General features: G+C 51.1%; 14 protein-coding genes and 1 tRNA gene. 9 read left to right on the top strand and 6 right to left on the bottom strand.

Annotated features, from left to right (window positions below):
* Positions 1–40: 40 nt before the first annotated feature.
* A complete protein-coding gene (locus NDI45_RS07260) occupies positions 41–1321 on the bottom strand; it encodes an amino acid permease (protein ID WP_190793453.1) in 1281 nt (426 codons plus the stop codon).
* An 893-nt stretch (positions 1322–2214) separates the two neighbouring features.
* On the opposite strand from NDI45_RS07260, the gene NDI45_RS07255 reads away from it, so the two are divergent.
* From NDI45_RS07255 to NDI45_RS07240, 4 genes are all read left to right on the top strand, one after another.
* Positions 2215–2412 carry a DUF2949 domain-containing protein gene (locus NDI45_RS07255; RefSeq protein ID WP_190793454.1) on the top strand — a complete coding sequence of 66 codons (198 nt, stop codon included), beginning with the start codon at positions 2215–2217 and terminating at the stop codon, positions 2410–2412.
* Positions 2413–2556: 144 nt separating this feature from the next.
* A complete protein-coding gene (locus NDI45_RS07250; RefSeq protein WP_348246892.1) occupies positions 2557–2958 on the top strand; it encodes a hypothetical protein in 402 nt (133 codons plus the stop codon).
* 121 nt (positions 2959–3079) lie between these two features.
* Positions 3080–6196 (top strand): valine--tRNA ligase, encoded by a 3117-nt coding sequence (locus NDI45_RS07245; RefSeq protein WP_348246891.1) that lies wholly within the window; start codon positions 3080–3082, stop codon positions 6194–6196.
* A 101-nt stretch (positions 6197–6297) separates the two neighbouring features.
* The gene (locus NDI45_RS07240; RefSeq protein WP_348247018.1) at positions 6298–6783 is read left to right on the top strand and encodes a hypothetical protein; all 486 of its coding nucleotides are present in this window, start codon (positions 6298–6300) and stop codon (positions 6781–6783) included.
* Here the strand turns inward: NDI45_RS07240 and NDI45_RS07235 are convergent.
* Both NDI45_RS07235 and NDI45_RS07230 read right to left on the bottom strand, forming a co-directional pair.
* The gene (locus NDI45_RS07235) at positions 6780–7088 is read right to left on the bottom strand and encodes an isochorismate lyase (protein WP_190793458.1); all 309 of its coding nucleotides are present in this window, start codon (positions 7086–7088) and stop codon (positions 6780–6782) included. The two genes, NDI45_RS07240 and NDI45_RS07235, sit on opposite strands and share 4 nt — an antisense overlap.
* Before the next feature lie 30 nt (positions 7089–7118).
* The gene (locus NDI45_RS07230) at positions 7119–9107 is read right to left on the bottom strand and encodes an AarF/ABC1/UbiB kinase family protein (RefSeq protein ID WP_190793459.1); all 1989 of its coding nucleotides are present in this window, start codon (positions 9105–9107) and stop codon (positions 7119–7121) included.
* Positions 9108–9573: 466 nt separating this feature from the next.
* Here NDI45_RS07230 and recN point away from each other — a divergent pair, with 466 nt between their 5' ends.
* The 3 genes from recN (at position 9574) to NDI45_RS07215 (ending at position 13184) form a co-directional block, all read left to right on the top strand.
* Entirely contained in the window at positions 9574–11436 is a 1863-nt protein-coding gene (gene recN / locus NDI45_RS07225) for a DNA repair protein RecN (protein ID WP_348246890.1), read from the top strand.
* 431 nt (positions 11437–11867) lie between these two features.
* A complete protein-coding gene (locus tag NDI45_RS07220; protein ID WP_190793461.1) occupies positions 11868–13046 on the top strand; it encodes a citrate synthase in 1179 nt (392 codons plus the stop codon).
* A gap of 66 nt (positions 13047–13112) precedes the next feature.
* Positions 13113–13184: transfer RNA gene (locus tag NDI45_RS07215), tRNA-Thr, on the top strand.
* A gap of 92 nt (positions 13185–13276) precedes the next feature.
* Here NDI45_RS07215 and NDI45_RS07210 read toward each other — a convergent pair.
* The 3 genes from NDI45_RS07210 to NDI45_RS07200 are packed head-to-tail and all read right to left on the bottom strand — an operon-like array spanning position 13277 to position 14467.
* Positions 13277–13789 carry a PD-(D/E)XK nuclease superfamily protein gene (locus NDI45_RS07210; RefSeq protein ID WP_348246889.1) on the bottom strand — a complete coding sequence of 171 codons (513 nt, stop codon included), beginning with the start codon at positions 13787–13789 and terminating at the stop codon, positions 13277–13279.
* Positions 13790–13817: 28 nt separating this feature from the next.
* On the bottom strand, positions 13818–14021 hold the full coding sequence (locus NDI45_RS07205) for a hypothetical protein (protein ID WP_190793463.1): 204 nt from the start codon (positions 14019–14021) through the stop codon (positions 13818–13820).
* Entirely contained in the window at positions 14003–14467 is a 465-nt protein-coding gene (locus NDI45_RS07200; RefSeq protein WP_348246888.1) for a DoxX family protein, read from the bottom strand. The genes NDI45_RS07205 and NDI45_RS07200 overlap by 19 nt, the downstream gene beginning before the upstream one ends.
* 489 nt (positions 14468–14956) lie before the next feature.
* Here NDI45_RS07200 and NDI45_RS07195 point away from each other — a divergent pair, with 489 nt between their 5' ends.
* On the top strand, positions 14957–15187 hold the full coding sequence (locus NDI45_RS07195; protein ID WP_348246887.1) for a hypothetical protein: 231 nt from the start codon (positions 14957–14959) through the stop codon (positions 15185–15187).
* Between the two features lie 135 nt (positions 15188–15322).
* A complete protein-coding gene (locus tag NDI45_RS07190) occupies positions 15323–15871 on the top strand; it encodes an isochorismatase family protein (protein WP_190793465.1) in 549 nt (182 codons plus the stop codon).
* Positions 15872–15904 lie beyond the last annotated feature (33 nt).

Here is a 15904-nt window from a genome sequence, read left to right as displayed (position 1 = left end):
ACAGCATTATCGCCGAATTGCATTATGGCAAATTGCATTATTACCGAATTGCCCGCCTTAGCCCGTGCCAAATCAGTCCTGCAACAATTAACCCCAACCCAGCTTGCCAAACGATCGGCTCCACCCAAAACGCCAGCAGCAGACAGGACAATAAGCCCACGATCGACACCCAAGCAGGATAGAGCCTTTCTGCAACCGGAAGCCGTAGAGCTGCCCCGTTGGTAATGGCGTAATAAATGAGAACGCTGAACGCACTAAACGACCAGGTGGTTTTCACGTTGCCCACCAGCACCAATAGCCCGATCGCCCCACTTACCCCAAAAACTGCCCAGGTTGGAGTTGCCTGTGTTCGGTTGAGCTGAGCAAAGCAATGTGGCATATCCGATCGCCGTCCCATTGCCAGCAGCACCCGCGATAGCCCCAAAATCAGATTGAGCAGCACGCCCAGCATTGCCGTCATTGCGCCGATCGCTAACACCAGCGAACCGCCGGCTCCCGCGACCTGACGGATTGCCGCTTCCAAGGGAGCTGTGCCGCTTAGCCCACCGACGCCCACTGCCCCAATTCCAACGGTGGCGATCGTGCTATAGAGCAGCAGAGTGAGTCCGAGACACACAAGCATTGCTTTCGGAATCGTCTGGCGCGGGTTTCGAGCTTCTTCGCCCATCGTGGCAATTCTGCCGTATCCGGTGTATGCCACAAACATGAGGGCACTCGCTTCCAGCACGCCCGTAGGCGATGTCGTGAAAAAAGGCACCAGGTTCTGTGAGCCGTTCTGCACCGCAAACGGCAAACAAGCAAGCACAAAAAAGCCGAGTGCCAGCAGCGTTACTGCCACAATTACCGTATTCGCTGCATTTGATCGCTTAATGCCCTTCAGCACGATCGCGGTGAGCGTTACGACGGCAATCAGGGCGATCGTCACGAGCGGCACAGCATTACCGCCGAGGTCACGTCCGAGCAGGTTCAGCAAATATCCTGCAAACCCCAGCGCCGCCGTTGCCGCCGAAGCTGCCTTTGCCACCAAAAACATCCAACCTGCTGTGAAGCCGAGCCAGGGTGTGAGATAACGATAGCCATATTCATAGGTTCCACCGCTGACTGGATGACTGGCTGCAAGCTGGGCACTGCTCAACCCATTGCAAATTGCGACGATCGCCCCAATTAAAACTGCCAAAATCACCGCAGGCCCGGCTAAGTTCGCCCCAATGCCAATGCTGACAAAAACCCCTGTGCCGACGATCGATCCTAGCCCCATAAGGGTCGCCCCTAAAACTCCGAGTTCGCGTTTAAGTTGGGGTTGGGGGGCAGCAGTAGACATTTTTGCTTCAGGTCAAACTCCAGGCTCGGGTCAGTTTGGGAATGGGGCGATCGCCCCCATCATGGCAAATCTCGTGTCTCAAACCATGTCATTCAAGCTACATCTTGTCAGTGACATCCTGCGACCTGCTTTGAGTTTCATCACGTTGTCAAATCTCCTGCTTCAGGAGGAGGGAGGGGCAATGGACAACTTTTCCCACTCCTCAAACAACCTGTAACTCGCTGCGGCTGAAATTCTGCACTCAAGATTTTGTACTTAGCAGAGCCAACCACAGAACGGGCAGCAAAGAAAACTTTACATTTGCTGCATAATTTCACAAAACAAATTTATAGCCGTCCAAAGGAATTTCAGAAAAAATTAATGTATTCTTTCCGTAGATGTAGTCCGACTTTCTGTATTTCTTCTATGCTTGGTATCTATGTTTAGAACGGATACTCGATACGGACATAGACAAACTTTGATAAGGATACGGAAAGCAACAGAAACTCTGTGGGGCTGAGTTAATTCACTGCTTATAACGCTGGGAATTTGATCGCTGTGAATTCCATCACAGGGCTAAACAGAGTTAAAGGCTTTAATAAAGGGCAGTCGAAAGTTCACTTCAGCTTAATTTGTTTGTCACACGCCATCGTTATCTTACTTATACGATTAAGCGACTTCAAACGATTGCATTGAGCGAAGACTGAAAGACCCACCAGCTAAATAGATCATGACCTTGGGTAACTGCGGACAGGCAGTTGTTTTGGGTAATTGTTGCAGGTAGCTATTGCAGGTAACTATTGCTCTCTCCACAACACAGTCGTCGCTTCGCTTTTCGCTTAATTTTCAACGCTGAACTTCAAGTTGAACTTCAAGATGTTGCTTAGCCCATTTCCAGGAGGTGAGTTTTACGAATGAATCCAACGAAATACTCCCGATTTATTCGATTTCTACAGGAGGATTTGGCCCTGTCTGCGGCTTCAATCGCGATCGCAATGCGCTATCGTGAGCAAGATCCTGGACCTCTGCCGATGATCCTCTGGCAATATGGCTTGGTAACGCTAGAACAGCTCGATCGCATTTTTGACTGGCTCGAAACAGCGCAGCCCTAAAACGGCTCCGGCTCTTCAGATTGCTCCCCGGAATTGCGCTAGCACTGAGGAACTTTTTGGGCATGCCGCCGATCGAAGCAGAAACGTGGAGCAGTCGAAAAATATCTCAACCGATTGCCCCGATCATTAACCTGATCATTAAAAATGCGAGCAAAACTGTTTTGGGCAGGAATCGGTGTAGTGAGCTGGATTTTTCTTGGAATGATCCTGAGCTTGATTGGGGGTTCGGTCATCGGTTTCAGTCAGATTGATGGCTTGATCAGGTTTGGTGCAGCGATCGGGCTAGCCATTGGTTTGTTTTATAGCGGTGCGGCGTTGCTGACTGCATTATTGGTGCATTCCCGTCGCGTAATGCCCTGGATGATTAGCAGCTCCCTTGCCTGCGCGGTCGTGTGTTTCTTTATAGCCATTGGGCTGGGCGGTTATCCCAAACACACTCAAGCAGATCTAAGTTTTCTCTTGATCGCGCCAGTTAGTATCGCGCTTGGGGGACTGTTGGGAAGTGGGCTGGGTGTGGCGTTTTGGCGATCGAGGATGGGTGTTTAGAAGGTTTGAAACGCGTTTGAAACGCATTTAAGGTGCTACATCGCCTCCTAAAAATGACGCATCCGCAAGCTCACATGGCAGAATTTAGAAAGTGAAACGCCGTGATTCCTCAGAATTTCCAATGACTGCAACGATTTCCACCCTCGCTAGCCAGTATGACCCGTTTGCCACTGAAGCCAAGTGGCAGAAATCCTGGGAAGAGAATCAGGTCTTTAAAGCAGACCCCGATCGCGGCGGTACGCCTTACTGTATCGTGATTCCGCCGCCAAATGTGACGGGCAGCCTGCACATGGGGCACGCCTTCGACAATACCCTGATGGATGTGCTGGTGCGGTATCACCGCATGCAGGGTTTCAATACGCTGTGGCTACCGGGAACGGATCACGCCAGTATTGCCGTAAGTGCGATTCTAGACAAAGAGCTGCGATCGCAGGGCAAAACCCGCTTTGATGTGGGACGCGAGGCATTTCTGGAACGCGCCTGGGAATGGAAAGCAGAGTCAGGCGGCACGATCGTCGGTCAGCTTAGAAGTCTGGGCGTGTCGGTAGACTGGACTCGCGAACGGTTCACAATGGACGAGGGGCTGTCTGAGGCAGTCGTAGAGGCATTCAAGCGGCTGTACAGCGAAGGATTGATTTACCGGGGCAAGTATCTGGTGAACTGGTGTCCTGCCACCCAGTCGGCGGTGTCTGACCTGGAAGTAGAAAATAAAGAAGTGCAGGGCAACCTCTGGCATTTCCGCTATCCGCTCAGCGATGGGTCAGGCTACCTGGAAGTCGCTACCACCCGCCCAGAAACGATGCTGGGGGATACAGCCGTGGCAGTGAACCCCGAAGACGATCGCTACAAGCATTGGGTGGGCAAAACGATTCGCCTGCCGATTATGAATCGGGAAATTCCCATCATTGCCGATGAATACGTCGATTCCAGCTTTGGCACGGGCTGCGTCAAAGTCACGCCTGCCCATGACCCAAACGACTTTGAGATGGGAATGCGGCACAATCTAGAGTTTATCAACATTCTTAATAAAGACGGTACGCTGAACGAAAACGCCGGAGACTTCCAGGGACAGGATCGGTTTGTGGCGCGCAAGAATGTGGTCAAACGGCTAGAGGAAGAAGGTTTCCTGGTCAAAATCGAAGACTACAAACACACCGTTCCCTACAGCGATCGCGGTAAAGTGCCGATCGAGCCGCTGCTCTCAACCCAGTGGTTTGTCAAAATTCGTCCTTTAGCCGATCAGGCGCTGGACTTCCTGAATAACCAAGACGAGCCGATTTTCGTGCCGGAACGCTGGACAAAGGTGTATCGCGACTGGCTGGTGAATCTGAAGGACTGGTGTATCTCGCGCCAGCTCTGGTGGGGACATCAGATTCCGGCTTGGTATGCAGTCAGTGAAACTAATGGCGAAATTGCAGACAATACACCGTTTGTAGTCGCAGTGAACGAAGCAGAAGCCCGATCGCTGGCAGTAGCCCAATTCGGGGAAGAGGTGCAGCTTCAGCGCGACCCAGATGTGCTGGATACCTGGTTTTCGTCGGGTTTATGGCCCTTCTCCACAATGGGCTGGCCCCACGACACAAAAGATCTGGAGTTCTACTACCCCACTTCCACCCTTGTTACCGGATTCGACATTATCTTTTTCTGGGTTGCCCGGATGACGATGATGGCGGGACACTTCACCGGGAAGATGCCGTTTAAGCACGTCTATATCCACGGGCTGGTGCTGGACGAAAACGGCGAAAAGATGTCCAAATCGAAGAACAATGGCATCGATCCGCTGATTCTGGTTCGCAAATACGGCACAGACGCGCTGCGCTATACCTTGGTCAAAGCCGTTGCTGGAGCCGGACAGGACATTCGCCTGGAATACAACCGCAAGACTGATGAATCCGTCTCGGTGGAAGCTTCGCGCAACTTCACGAATAAGCTGTGGAATGCCTCCCGGTTTGTGATGATGAACCTGGACGGACAAACGCCGGATCAGCTTGGCTTCCCAATTTTGGATGAGCTGGAACTGAGCGATCGCTGGCTCTTGTCCCGCTATCATCAAGTGATCCGCCAGACCGCAAACGATATCGATCAGTTTGGCTTGGGCGAAGCGGCGAAAGGGCTATATGAGTTTATCTGGGGCGACTTCTGCGACTGGTATATCGAGTTGGTCAAGTCGCGTCTGCAAGATCAGGATTCCGCTTCCCGAAAAGTAGCGCAGCAGGTTCTTGCCCACGTTCTCGAAGGGACACTGCGATTGCTGCATCCGTTTATGCCCCACATTACCGAGGAAGTCTGGCATACGCTGACTCAATCGGGCGATGACCAGTACCTTGCGCTTCAGGTATACCCAACGCTGGACGAATCGCTGATCAATCCCGACCTGGAGCAGCAGTTTGACCTGATCATCGAAACCATTCGCACGGTGCGAAATCTGCGCGCTGAGGCAGACATCAAGCCCGGAGTCAAAGTCACAACCGTCTTCCAGACAGAGAACGATCGCGAACGAGAAATTCTCACCGCTGCCCAGCCCTACATTCAAGATTTGGCAAAGGTCGAGCAGCTTAATATCCTGAAGCCTGAACCTGCGCCGATTATTCCCACAAAAACCTCAGCTCTGGCTCCGATTGCAAAACCGTCGAAGGCAAAACCAGAACGCACGCCTCGCCAAAAATACACGCGGGCTGCGGTGAATATCGGGGTACTCTTCGCCCTCTTTGTTGCAGCAAAGGTGCTTTATGCCGTTGTAAGTGAGATTAATAGCCTGCCGCTGCTGCCTACTCTGTTCACGCTGATTGGTTTAGGTCGTAGCGCATGGTTTGCCTATCAGAATCTCTTGTTTGCTGAGAACCGACAGGCACTCGGAGATAACCTACAAGCCTTTACTAAAGAGGTATTTGGTCAGTTTGAAGATGTAGTAGACGCGATCGTGGATGTGGAAGCCGAAGCTACTCCCCTGACATTACCCGCAGCAGGTCAAACCGAGGGTCAAACGATCGTAGGGGTGGTGGGAACAGTGCAGGTTTCGATTCCGCTAGCGGGCGTGGTCGATGTCGAGGCACTGCGATCGAAGCTGCAAAAAGACTTGAACAAAGCCGAAGCTGAGATTGCGTCTCTGTCTCAACGATTGAGCAATCCCAAATTTGTTGATAAAGCTCCGGCAGATGTGGTGCAGGGTGCAAGAAACGCGCTGGCAGAAGCGGAGACTCAGGCGCAGATTTTGCGCGATCGGCTGAATCAGCTCTAGCAATTCATCAAATCCTAATCTGCCCTACGGCAGAGGATCATCTAATCCATAATGATAAAAAGATATACTCTTTCCAGAACGGGTTCACCCTTGCAGGAATGATGCACTTGGCTCAGGTGACACAAAAAGATACAGAGGGCAGGATGCAGCTTCGCCTCCTGGCTCAACAAAAAGCTGAACACGCTTGGGCATTGCTTGACGATGCGGAAAATCGCCTCTGGATCGAGCAGGCAGATTACAACGAGGGTGCGCTGGTGCTGGTTGAGCTTTCCCCCCTGCGGCAAATTCAGCAGATTCAAGACGCGACCCACTGGATACTTGCCCTGGTTGAGCAATATCTGACGGTGGGAATGACCCCCGTGCTGTTGCAGGAAGAAGTGCAGCGAGCGGAACAGTGGCGGCAGTCGCTCACGCTAAAAAGCCAGGAGCTCGGTCGCCGTGCCCTAGAAATTGAGGCGCGTCGCGATCAGATTCAGGAGCTTGAAGAAAATCTGAAAATTGAAAAGGAAAAGCTAGAGCAAATGGCAGCTCAGGTTCGAGCCAATCTAAACGGAAAACCCTGCCCACCGCCGGAGCCGGAATCTTAGCTTTGAACGCTATCCGATCGCTGCCAGTGCTGCATTTCTTCTGAAACAAAGTAGCTCACCAAATCGCGATACATCTTTTCGATTGCGTCTGCACTCAGTCCTTCTGTTTCTGCCCAGACTCGTCGATCTACCAGCATTGCCTCTAGCCGCTCTGGTGCTTTGACACTAGTTTCGCTGGTCTTAAACTGAGCAGCTGCCTTCACATAGGCAAAGCGTTGACCGAGAAGCGCGACGATTTGGCGATCGATGCGATCGATTTCCGATCGAATTTCTGCCATGTTGGTACATTCGTCGGGAGTTTTCATGCAGTGGAAATTGGGGATAGAGGCAGCAATCTAACGGGCAACCGCAGGCAAAGCCCGTTGCTCAGGCAGTTCCGTCGGGGTTGAACTCTCTGGTAACTCTCGACCATTCAGCAATAGCTCTCGAATCATCCGGGCTGCCACCCGCTGACCCAATCCGCCGATGATTTCCTGTCCCATGCCTCGCGCTTCCGGCTTTGCCAGCAAACGGGGGACGATCGGCAAAAGCTGAGCTGGATCAAATCCGGGTGTGCTTCGCAGCAGGTCAATTACCCGCGCTAGGTGTTCAGCATTACCGGGGATTTCCAGCTTTTTGGGCTGTTTGGTCTGGAGCCCGACCCACGATCGCAGATTGTTTGTGACCTGATCGATCGCGCTGCGTCCAGCCGTATCAACGTTGTTGATAATCTCAGTCACCAGGAACTCGCGAATAAACTCGCCCCGCTCTGAGAAGATAAACTCAACCGCCTGATTTAGAGCAAAGTTAATATCGTAGTCCTGGCTATCGCGAGCGTTTCGCAGCAGGTTTTCTAAGCGATTCCAGCGAAAGGTTCCATCTTTAAATAACAAGCCTTGCAGCGAGTTACGCAATTGCGGAGCCGGATCAGTAAGGAGCCGCTTTGACACATAGGGATACGCTTTGCTCAGCACCTTGAAATTCGGATCGACGTTAATTGCAATCCCTTCTAGGGTTACCAGCGATCGAATAATCAGCGCGTAGTAGGCTGGAACCCGGAACGGATATTCATACATCAATGCCGAGAGTTTATCTGTAATGCTCTTGATATTAATCTCGGCAACGCTTGCGCCCAGCGCTTCATTAAAAACAGCAGCAAAAGCAGGGATGATCGGCGTCAGGTCAGTATCGGGCGTGAGAAACTCCAGATTGACGTAATCCTGCGCCAGCGCGTCAAAATCACGATTTACCAGGTGGACGATCGCCTCGATCAAGCCATATCGCTGCGGCGGCATTACCTCGCTCATCATGCCAAAATCGAGATAGGCGAGTTTGCCTTCAGGAGTCGCCAGCAGGTTTCCGGGATGCGGGTCGGCATGGAAAAAACCATGCTCTAGCAGCTGCCGGAGCGAACACTGTACGCCTACATCAACGAGATAGCTGGCATCAATGCCCTGTGCCCGAATTTCTTGAAGCTGAGTGAGTTTTGTGCCCGTAATCCATTCCATTGTCAGCACGCGCCGCTGAGTGTAGTGCCAGTAGATTCGAGGGACATAAATATCGGGCAGATTGCCGTAGAGCTGAGCAAACCGCTCTGCGTTGCGTCCTTCCTGGGTGTAGTCCATCTCCTCGAAGATGCGTGCACCAAACTCGTCGGCAATGGCAACCAGGTCACTGCGAATCCGCTTAAAGGTTCTGCCTGCCCAGGCGGCAAGCTGACGCAGAATGTAGAGATCCAGCGTGATTTGCTGTGCTAATCCGGGACGCTGCACCTTCACTGCAACGGTTTCACCGCTCTTGAGTTTGCCTTTATACACCTGTCCCAGAGAGGCAGCCGCAAGAGGTTTTTCAGACAGCTCCGCATAGATATTTTCGGGACGATCGCCTAACTCTTCCTGGATAAACTGAAACGCGATTTCATTCGGGAAAGGCGGCAACTGATCCTGTAAACGAGTCAGCTCTTCCAGATACGCGGGCGGAACCAGATCAGGACGGGTTGAGAGTGCCTGCCCTACTTTAATGTATGCCGGACCAAGATAAGTCAAGATTTCTCGCAGCCGTACTGCGCGCCTATGCTGATTGCGCTCGCCCTTTCCCCTTTGCCGATCCCACCATAGCGACAGCGCAAATCCAAAAAACGACCAGAAGATCGCTAGCAGTCGCCCGACCACCTGAAACGGACGGCGACCGTAGTAAGCAGCGATCGCGAGTGGGTCGTATTGTTGGGCTTCCATGGCGTTTGGCTGAACTGACTTCAGATGCTCTTGAGGAGCCGGAAACAGTTCGCTTTCAACGACAAGACCAGAAGCAGCGTTCGCGTTCGGTGAAGAAGGAAGGGTTTGCATAGGAGATTGTCTCAAGAAGACAGATTAATAGCGTAACAATCTGCTTTAGGCAGAGCCGTCCACCCTCTGAGCGACTTTCGGAGCGACTTTAGAATCGGGGGAAACTTCAGCGATCGGCGGAGGCTTAGACTGCAACGGCTAATGTAAAGTATTGTAACCCTACCCTTTGTTGAATTTGAAATTTAACCAGGCGATAAATCCGCACCTGACCGTATTCGGTTGTAGACACTGGGTTGACTGATCTCTACTGGATAAAGCGAATAGGGTAAAGCGGGTAAAGAATGTTAAGCCTTGCAAATCTGATAGATGACAGAAACGGGGCTTGGGGCTAAGTTTTTAGAAGAGAGTAATTCAAATGTTCTCTATCAGGTATCCGCTCCAGAGTTAGTCCCACTACACTGGTAGTAGCTGCTTGAAAAAAGCGATTTGAAATCTTGCATTTCCAGGTCAAAGCGAATTTTGCTCCATGCTGATCTCCCTTCAGATTGAAAATTTTGCCTTGGTTGACCAGTTAGACCTGGAGTTTGGCACAGGGCTAAACGTCCTGACTGGAGAAACCGGGGCGGGAAAGTCGATTATTTTAGATGCACTCGATGCGGCTTTAGGCGGCAAAGTGACCAGCCGAGCAGTTCGAACTGGGGCTGAACGAGCGACGATCGAAGCCACCTTTGACCTCGACCCTGCCTTAATTCACTGGCTCTCTGAGCAGCAGATCGAGCTGGTAGACGATATGACGCTGGTGTGCAGCCGCGAACTTACCGCTAACCGGGGAAACGTCCGCAGCCGTTCCAGGGTGAATGGGGTGCTGGTCAACAAACAGCAAATGGAATCCCTGCGCGAGCGACTGCTGGAAATTACTGCCCAGGGGCAAACGCTTCAGTTAGGGCAGACTGCCATTCAGCGCGATTGGCTCGACGGCTTTGGCGGCAGTGCGGTCATTGAGCAGCGCGATCGCGTCAGCAAACTCTACGCCTCCACCCAGCAGGCACTGCAAACCCTCGAAAAGAAACGCCAGTTTGAGCAGCAGCGGCTTCAGCAGCTCGATTTGTTTGAATACCAGGCGAAAGAACTGCGATCGGCAAATCTGCATGACCCCGACGAACTGACTCAGCTTCAGCAAGAGCATCAGCGGCTCGGCCACGCTGTCGAACTTCAGCAGCAGAGCTATCAGGTGTATCAAGCACTTTACCAGAACGATCGCGGCTCCCATGCCTGCGCCGATCTGCTAGGTGAAGCAGAGCATACCCTGACGGACATGATTCGCTACGACGAGCAGCTTCAGCCGATTCTAGACATGGTGCTGGAGGCAATGGCGCAGGTCGAAGAAGCCGGACGGCAGATTAACGCCTACGGCGAGAGCCTGGAAACTGACCCAGAGCGGCTGCAAGAAGTCGAAGAACGCATTGCCCAGCTCAAGCAAATTTGCCGCAAATACGGTCCGACCCTGGCAGAAGCGATCGCCTATAGCGAAAGTTTGCAAAAGCAGCTCGAAGACCTGACCGGAGGCGCGCAGTCCGTTGAGGAGCTAGAGCAGATTTACCAAGAGCAACTCGCTGCCCTCACTGAAGCCTGTGCCCAGCTCACCACCCTGAGACAAAAAGCCGCTCAGAATCTAGAAGCCTTGCTGGTGCGCGAGTTAAAGCCGCTGGCAATGGACAAAGTGCAGTTTAACGTCGGGATCGATTCGGTTGCGCCGAGTGCTTTTGGAGCCGATCGCATCACCTTCCGATTCAGCCCTAACCCTGGCGAACCGCTGCAACCCCTAGCAGAGACTGCCTCTGGTGGAGAAATGAGCCGCTTCCTTCTCGCGCTAAAAGCCTGTTTCTCACAGGTAGACTCGGTGGGATCAATGGTGTTTGACGAAATCGATGTGGGCGTGTCGGGACGGGTCACGCAGGCGATCGCCGAAAAGTTGCACCAGTTGAGCCAGCGGCACCAGATACTTTGTGTGACTCACCAGCCGATCGTTGCTGCAATGGCAGACCACCACTATCGTGTTGCCAAAGAAGTGATTGATTCGGCAGGCGAAGGCACTCCGGCAAAGCGCAAGCGCGGCAAAGGCAAAGCGGCTGAAGCTGATCCTGAGCCAACGGAAGTTTCCCCAAAAGACGAACTCCGAACCGTGGTGCGGGTGATTCCGCTGAACGAGCAGCAGCGACGGGAAGAACTGGCACAGCTTGCAGGCGGCAAATCCGACCAGAAAGCGATCGAGTTTGCAGACTCTCTGCTGGACGAAGCGGCAAAAGCAAGACTCGCTCATCTGCCTCAGTTGACTAAAACTGCCGCCAAATCTGCCTCCCGCAGTAAAACGGCGCGTCTGCCTCGCTAGTGAGAACCGCTTCTGCAGAAAGGCAAGCACTAGCGCAAGCTGGGAAAACCAAGTCTGATTCGGCTTTCAAAGTCCCTCAGGCTTAGGAATTTAGGAGGCAATCTCAAACTCTCGTCCCTGCTCAAACCGCCTCTGACAGAGCGTGTTAATCCTTCTTAATTCTTAGCTCTTAGTCTTGATCGATCGCGAGATAATAGAAATCGACCTGATTTGCGCTCAATCCCCCGTGGGTTATGAGCAGGAGTTTGAAGTGTTGACGGTTTGAGACATCAGGCACAGCAAAGCAATTTTGAAGTAACCCTTGCGTAACTCAACGCAATTACCGTAGCCTACAGGATGATTCTGTCAGAACTGCTGCGAAGCTGACAAAACAGTAGGCAAACAAGTGCCACGCTTAAAAGTTCAAGTTATTTCGGTCTTACGGTGAAATTATGACGTTTTGTGAATACAGACCGGGGTTGGAGGGAATTCCTGCGACGCAGTCCAGCATTAGCTTTGTGGATGGTCAGCGCGGAATTTTAGAGTACCGGGGCATCAACATCGAAGAGTTAGCACAGCATAGCACCTTTCTAGAAACGTCCTATCTGTTGATCTACGGCAGCCTGCCCTCTCAGGAAGAACTTGCCGAGTTTGAGCATGAGATTCGCTTTCACCGACGGCTGAAATACCGCATTCGCGACATGATGAAGTGTTTCCCGGAGAGCGGTCATCCGATGGATGCGCTTCAGGCTTGCGCGGCAGCACTGGGCCTGTTTTATTCTCGGCGTGCACTCGACAACCCGGATTATATTCGGGCAGCGGTAGTGCGGCTGCTGGCAAAAATTCCCACTATGGTGGCTGCCTTTCAAATGATGCGGAAGGGCAACGACCCGATCCAGCCCCGCGACGACCTGGACTATGCCGCCAATTTTCTCTATATGCTGAACGAGCAGGAACCGGACCCGCTCGCCGCCCGAATCTTTGATATTTGTCTGACCTTACACGCCGAACACACGATCAATGCTTCTACCTTTTCGGCAATGGTCACGGCTTCCACGCTGACCGATCCTTATGCTGTGATCGCCTCCGCAGTGGGAACGCTGGCAGGTCCGCTCCACGGCGGCGCAAACGAAGAAGTGATCGAAATGTTAGAAGAAATCGGCTCGATCGAAAACGTAGAGCCTTACCTGGAAAGCTGCATTCAGCGCAAAGCTAAGATTATGGGTTTCGGGCACCGAGTTTATAAAGTGAAAGACCCTCGCGCCACAATTTTGCAGGAGCTAGCAGAGCAGCTTTTCGAGAAGTTTGGACGCGACCACTATTACGATATTGCGATCACCCTAGAAAAAGCCGTCGAAGAACGCCTGGGACACAAAGGTATTTATCCCAACGTAGACTTTTACTCGGGTCTGGTATATCGCAAAATGGGCATTCCCACCGACCTGTTTACGCCCGTGTTTGCGATCGCCCGTGTTGCTGGCTGGTTGGCACACTGGAAAGAGCAGCTCAACGAAAACCGCATTTTCCGCCCAACTCAAATCTATACGGGAATGCGGGGTACGCCCTATGTGCCGATTGAAAAGCGTCAGTCCGAGCAGGATCAGCAGCTCTTAAATCTCGTGACCGGATAATTTCAGGGTAATTTTGTTTTGCTTGCAGTCCTCGATCGCATACCTGCTATACTAGGTAAGGCGATTGCCGGTGTAGCTCAGTGGTAGAGCACTCGATTCGTAATCGAGCGGTCGTGAGTTCAAATCTCATCACCGGCTTTGTACAGTAGTAATTTGGAATGCGCTTGAGATTCTTCAGTAGAAGTCATATTTGTAGCAGCAAAAAGAAAAAGCCAAAGTTTGAACCGACCTCAAAAATCAAAGCTGATTTGCTTGGTTAGTGGTGCAGGAGAATACGAGCCATGCTTTAACTCGTTAATTACCCATGAGATAAACTCCTGAAATGAAAAGACCTCAAGAAATCGCTCGCCGTCCTTATGTGATTTCAGGTACTCGATTGCTTTTGCTGCCACATCGGAGTTGCATATATACTCTCCGTCTAGAACAATGATGCAAGGGCAAGGATAGACAGTCTTGATATTCTCAACTAGAAAAGGTAGTTTCTCGATTACGCTACCAGAGGCATCCTGCCACTTGGATTCGATCGCTAGCCCTCCGGGAAAGGTCTCGCACGGTTCAACAAAACAATCAATTCTGATTGATTTGCCAAAGATGTCTTTGATTCCAGGCTTATACTGCGTTTGTACTGAATAGCCAACACACTCCAATACGCACTTAATAATATGTTCTGTTAGCTTGCCAGAAGCATTCGCATTTGACCCTGCACTGGCGGCTTTGACTTTGATTGGCTTATGTTTGGGCATAGGAAGATTGATAGGCTGCTCGTCACTGTTATAACTCCATCCGGTGACAAGGCACCTCAGCATAGCAGCTTCCACAAAGCCGAATCGGGCAAGGCTGTAACGTCATTTCTTGCTGGGGCAACATCTCCCGCATCCGTCCGGGATCAAGTCTGATGAGGCGGGCGATCGCCCCTAACTCCTCCGCCGTTGGAAACGGATTGTGGTTGACAGAGATCAGGATTTTCTCAGCCACCTTGCGATCGCCGTATCCAGCGAGAATAAACCACCGCCATTGGTCAGGAAGAAGCTAAACCACAGGGCATAAAGGGAAGCTGTTTCCAAAGGGGGAATGTGCCAACCGTCTTTTTTAAGATGGAAAAAGAGAGCAATGAACATGGTGAATAGCAATATCAAAGCATTCAGCCGAGTCAATAATCCCAGCACCAGCAGAATCGAACTTCCAATTTCAGCGTAGGCAGCACAATAGGTCAAAAACACAGGGTAAGGCAAGCCAATAAAACTGACAACGCCGTTGGCAAAGCCCTGCACATCCGCCAGCTTGCTAAATCCGTTATGGATCATCAGTAAGCCTACTGCCACTCGAGAAATCGTCCAAACAATCTGAGCCACACGGCTCTCGATCGCCGGGGATTGCAGCATGGCGTCCAGTAACGTCGGTTTCGTTTGAATCACAGTCATAGCTCAGAAGAATCTCAGTTAGGTTGAATTCATTTTCGCCGATTGGGAAAGCGGTCAATCAGAATTATTGCAACATAGCCATTGCCAGCTCCGACAACTGCCCCCTGAACGGGGGATTGCGAATTTCTCCGATCGCCCAAACCCCTTTTACCCTTGTTTCCATCCCCTCATTGACCCTCACTTTCCCACCTGCATTAAACTCTACCCGATCTCCGACCCCATCCATGAGCAGCATCACATTGCTTTAATCAATAAAGACTCCCTCAGCAGGCAGAAAGACAAGCGATGGTTTGGTTCCCCCCTACTCCTTTGGCAACCTGTTTATTTCACGAAGCGGTAATCTTACAAAGTTTTACGAGTGGAATATTAAACGTTTTTTGTCGATTTAGATCTAAATTGGTAGAACTATTTGGAGTCGCTGATAAGACATTAGACAACATCAATAAAGAAACCAACGAGATATTTTCGGTGAGGTTTATAAGAAAACTGATGAATTCACTTGAAAGGCGACAAACTTATATTGTGGAAGGATCGATCGCAGATGGAGAGTCTATAGGCGATCGTCCTTTAGTTGTGCGGCACAAGGTTCTGATTGCTTCTGAAGGCACTAGAAAACAAAGCCCAACAACAACGCTTTCAGCATTTTTTGCTCGATGGCTGTATCCAGGCGTTGAAGGAGAGTCGGATGAGCAGTTCTTCTACTTGTTTGCCATCGGGTGATTGCTTACAGCGCACTCGTGAACCTAATTGCAGTTCATCTTTTCTCTTCTTTCCAAAGGAGGTTTTAAGATCTGCAGTTAAGCCTTATATAAAGTATTACTAATCGTAAAAACGAAAAGCTCATTAAAACCTTTTATGACCATTCCTCTATTAGTTGTTGATGTGCAAACAGGATTTATTAACGACTTTACACATCACATTCCCCCCAGAGTAGTGCGCTTAATTGAGCAGAAAATCTATTCTCCGATATTATTTACTCGTTTCATTAACTTATCCGATGGTCCCTACACTCGCCTGCTCAACTGGAACGGTTGTCATGGGGAACCTGAAACCAATCTAGCGGCAGACTTAGCTCCCTACATTCAATCCCAATTCGTCTTTAGTAAACCGGGATTATGCGGGATGCCTATTGAACTCGTGGATTATTTCTGTGACCATCAAATTCAGCAGGTTGCTGTAGTTGGAATCGACACCGATATGTGTGTCTTAAAAATTGCGATGGATTTGTTTGACCGAGGCATCGAACCACTTGTGTTAACAGATTGCTGTGCCAGTACTGCAGGGTTGCAGGCGCATCTGGCAGGTTTAGCGGTTCTGAGTCGCAATATTGGGGCACAGCGTTTGCGCGATGCTGGATTGGGAGAAGGCTTTCTTGCGGCTCCGACGCCAAACCAAGACGATTAATCCCAAACATAAACTTTTAGCCTTTAGGAGCGA

The sequence above is a fragment of the Leptolyngbya sp. GB1-A1 genome (assembly GCF_039962475.1).
Classification (GTDB): Bacteria; Cyanobacteriota; Cyanobacteriia; order Elainellales; family Elainellaceae; genus Leptolyngbya_A.
Note: the sequence above shows the minus strand (reverse complement) of the source record. Positions and strands in the feature narration are given on the sequence as shown.

What these genes read in the sequence shown, in the direction of transcription:
- NDI45_RS07245 (WP_348246891.1), top strand. Translation starts at nt 3,080, where the DNA reads ATGACTGCAACGATTTCCACCCTCGCTAGCCAGTATGACCCGTTTGCC.
- NDI45_RS07250 (WP_348246892.1), top strand. Translation starts at nt 2,557, where the DNA reads ATGCGAGCAAAACTGTTTTGGGCAGGAATCGGTGTAGTGAGCTGGATT.
- NDI45_RS07240 (WP_348247018.1), top strand. Translation starts at nt 6,298, where the DNA reads ATGCACTTGGCTCAGGTGACACAAAAAGATACAGAGGGCAGGATGCAG.
- NDI45_RS07190 (WP_190793465.1), top strand. Translation starts at nt 15,323, where the DNA reads ATGACCATTCCTCTATTAGTTGTTGATGTGCAAACAGGATTTATTAAC.
- NDI45_RS07235 (WP_190793458.1), bottom strand. Translation starts at nt 7,088, where the DNA reads ATGAAAACTCCCGACGAATGTACCAACATGGCAGAAATTCGATCGGAA.
- recN (WP_348246890.1), top strand. Translation starts at nt 9,574, where the DNA reads ATGCTGATCTCCCTTCAGATTGAAAATTTTGCCTTGGTTGACCAGTTA.
- NDI45_RS07260 (WP_190793453.1), bottom strand. Translation starts at nt 1,321, where the DNA reads ATGTCTACTGCTGCCCCCCAACCCCAACTTAAACGCGAACTCGGAGTT.
- NDI45_RS07255 (WP_190793454.1), top strand. Translation starts at nt 2,215, where the DNA reads ATGAATCCAACGAAATACTCCCGATTTATTCGATTTCTACAGGAGGAT.
- NDI45_RS07195 (WP_348246887.1), top strand. Translation starts at nt 14,957, where the DNA reads ATGAATTCACTTGAAAGGCGACAAACTTATATTGTGGAAGGATCGATC.
- NDI45_RS07210 (WP_348246889.1), bottom strand. Translation starts at nt 13,789, where the DNA reads ATGCCCAAACATAAGCCAATCAAAGTCAAAGCCGCCAGTGCAGGGTCA.
- NDI45_RS07220 (WP_190793461.1), top strand. Translation starts at nt 11,868, where the DNA reads ATGACGTTTTGTGAATACAGACCGGGGTTGGAGGGAATTCCTGCGACG.
- NDI45_RS07230 (WP_190793459.1), bottom strand. Translation starts at nt 9,107, where the DNA reads ATGCAAACCCTTCCTTCTTCACCGAACGCGAACGCTGCTTCTGGTCTT.
- NDI45_RS07200 (WP_348246888.1), bottom strand. Translation starts at nt 14,467, where the DNA reads ATGACTGTGATTCAAACGAAACCGACGTTACTGGACGCCATGCTGCAA.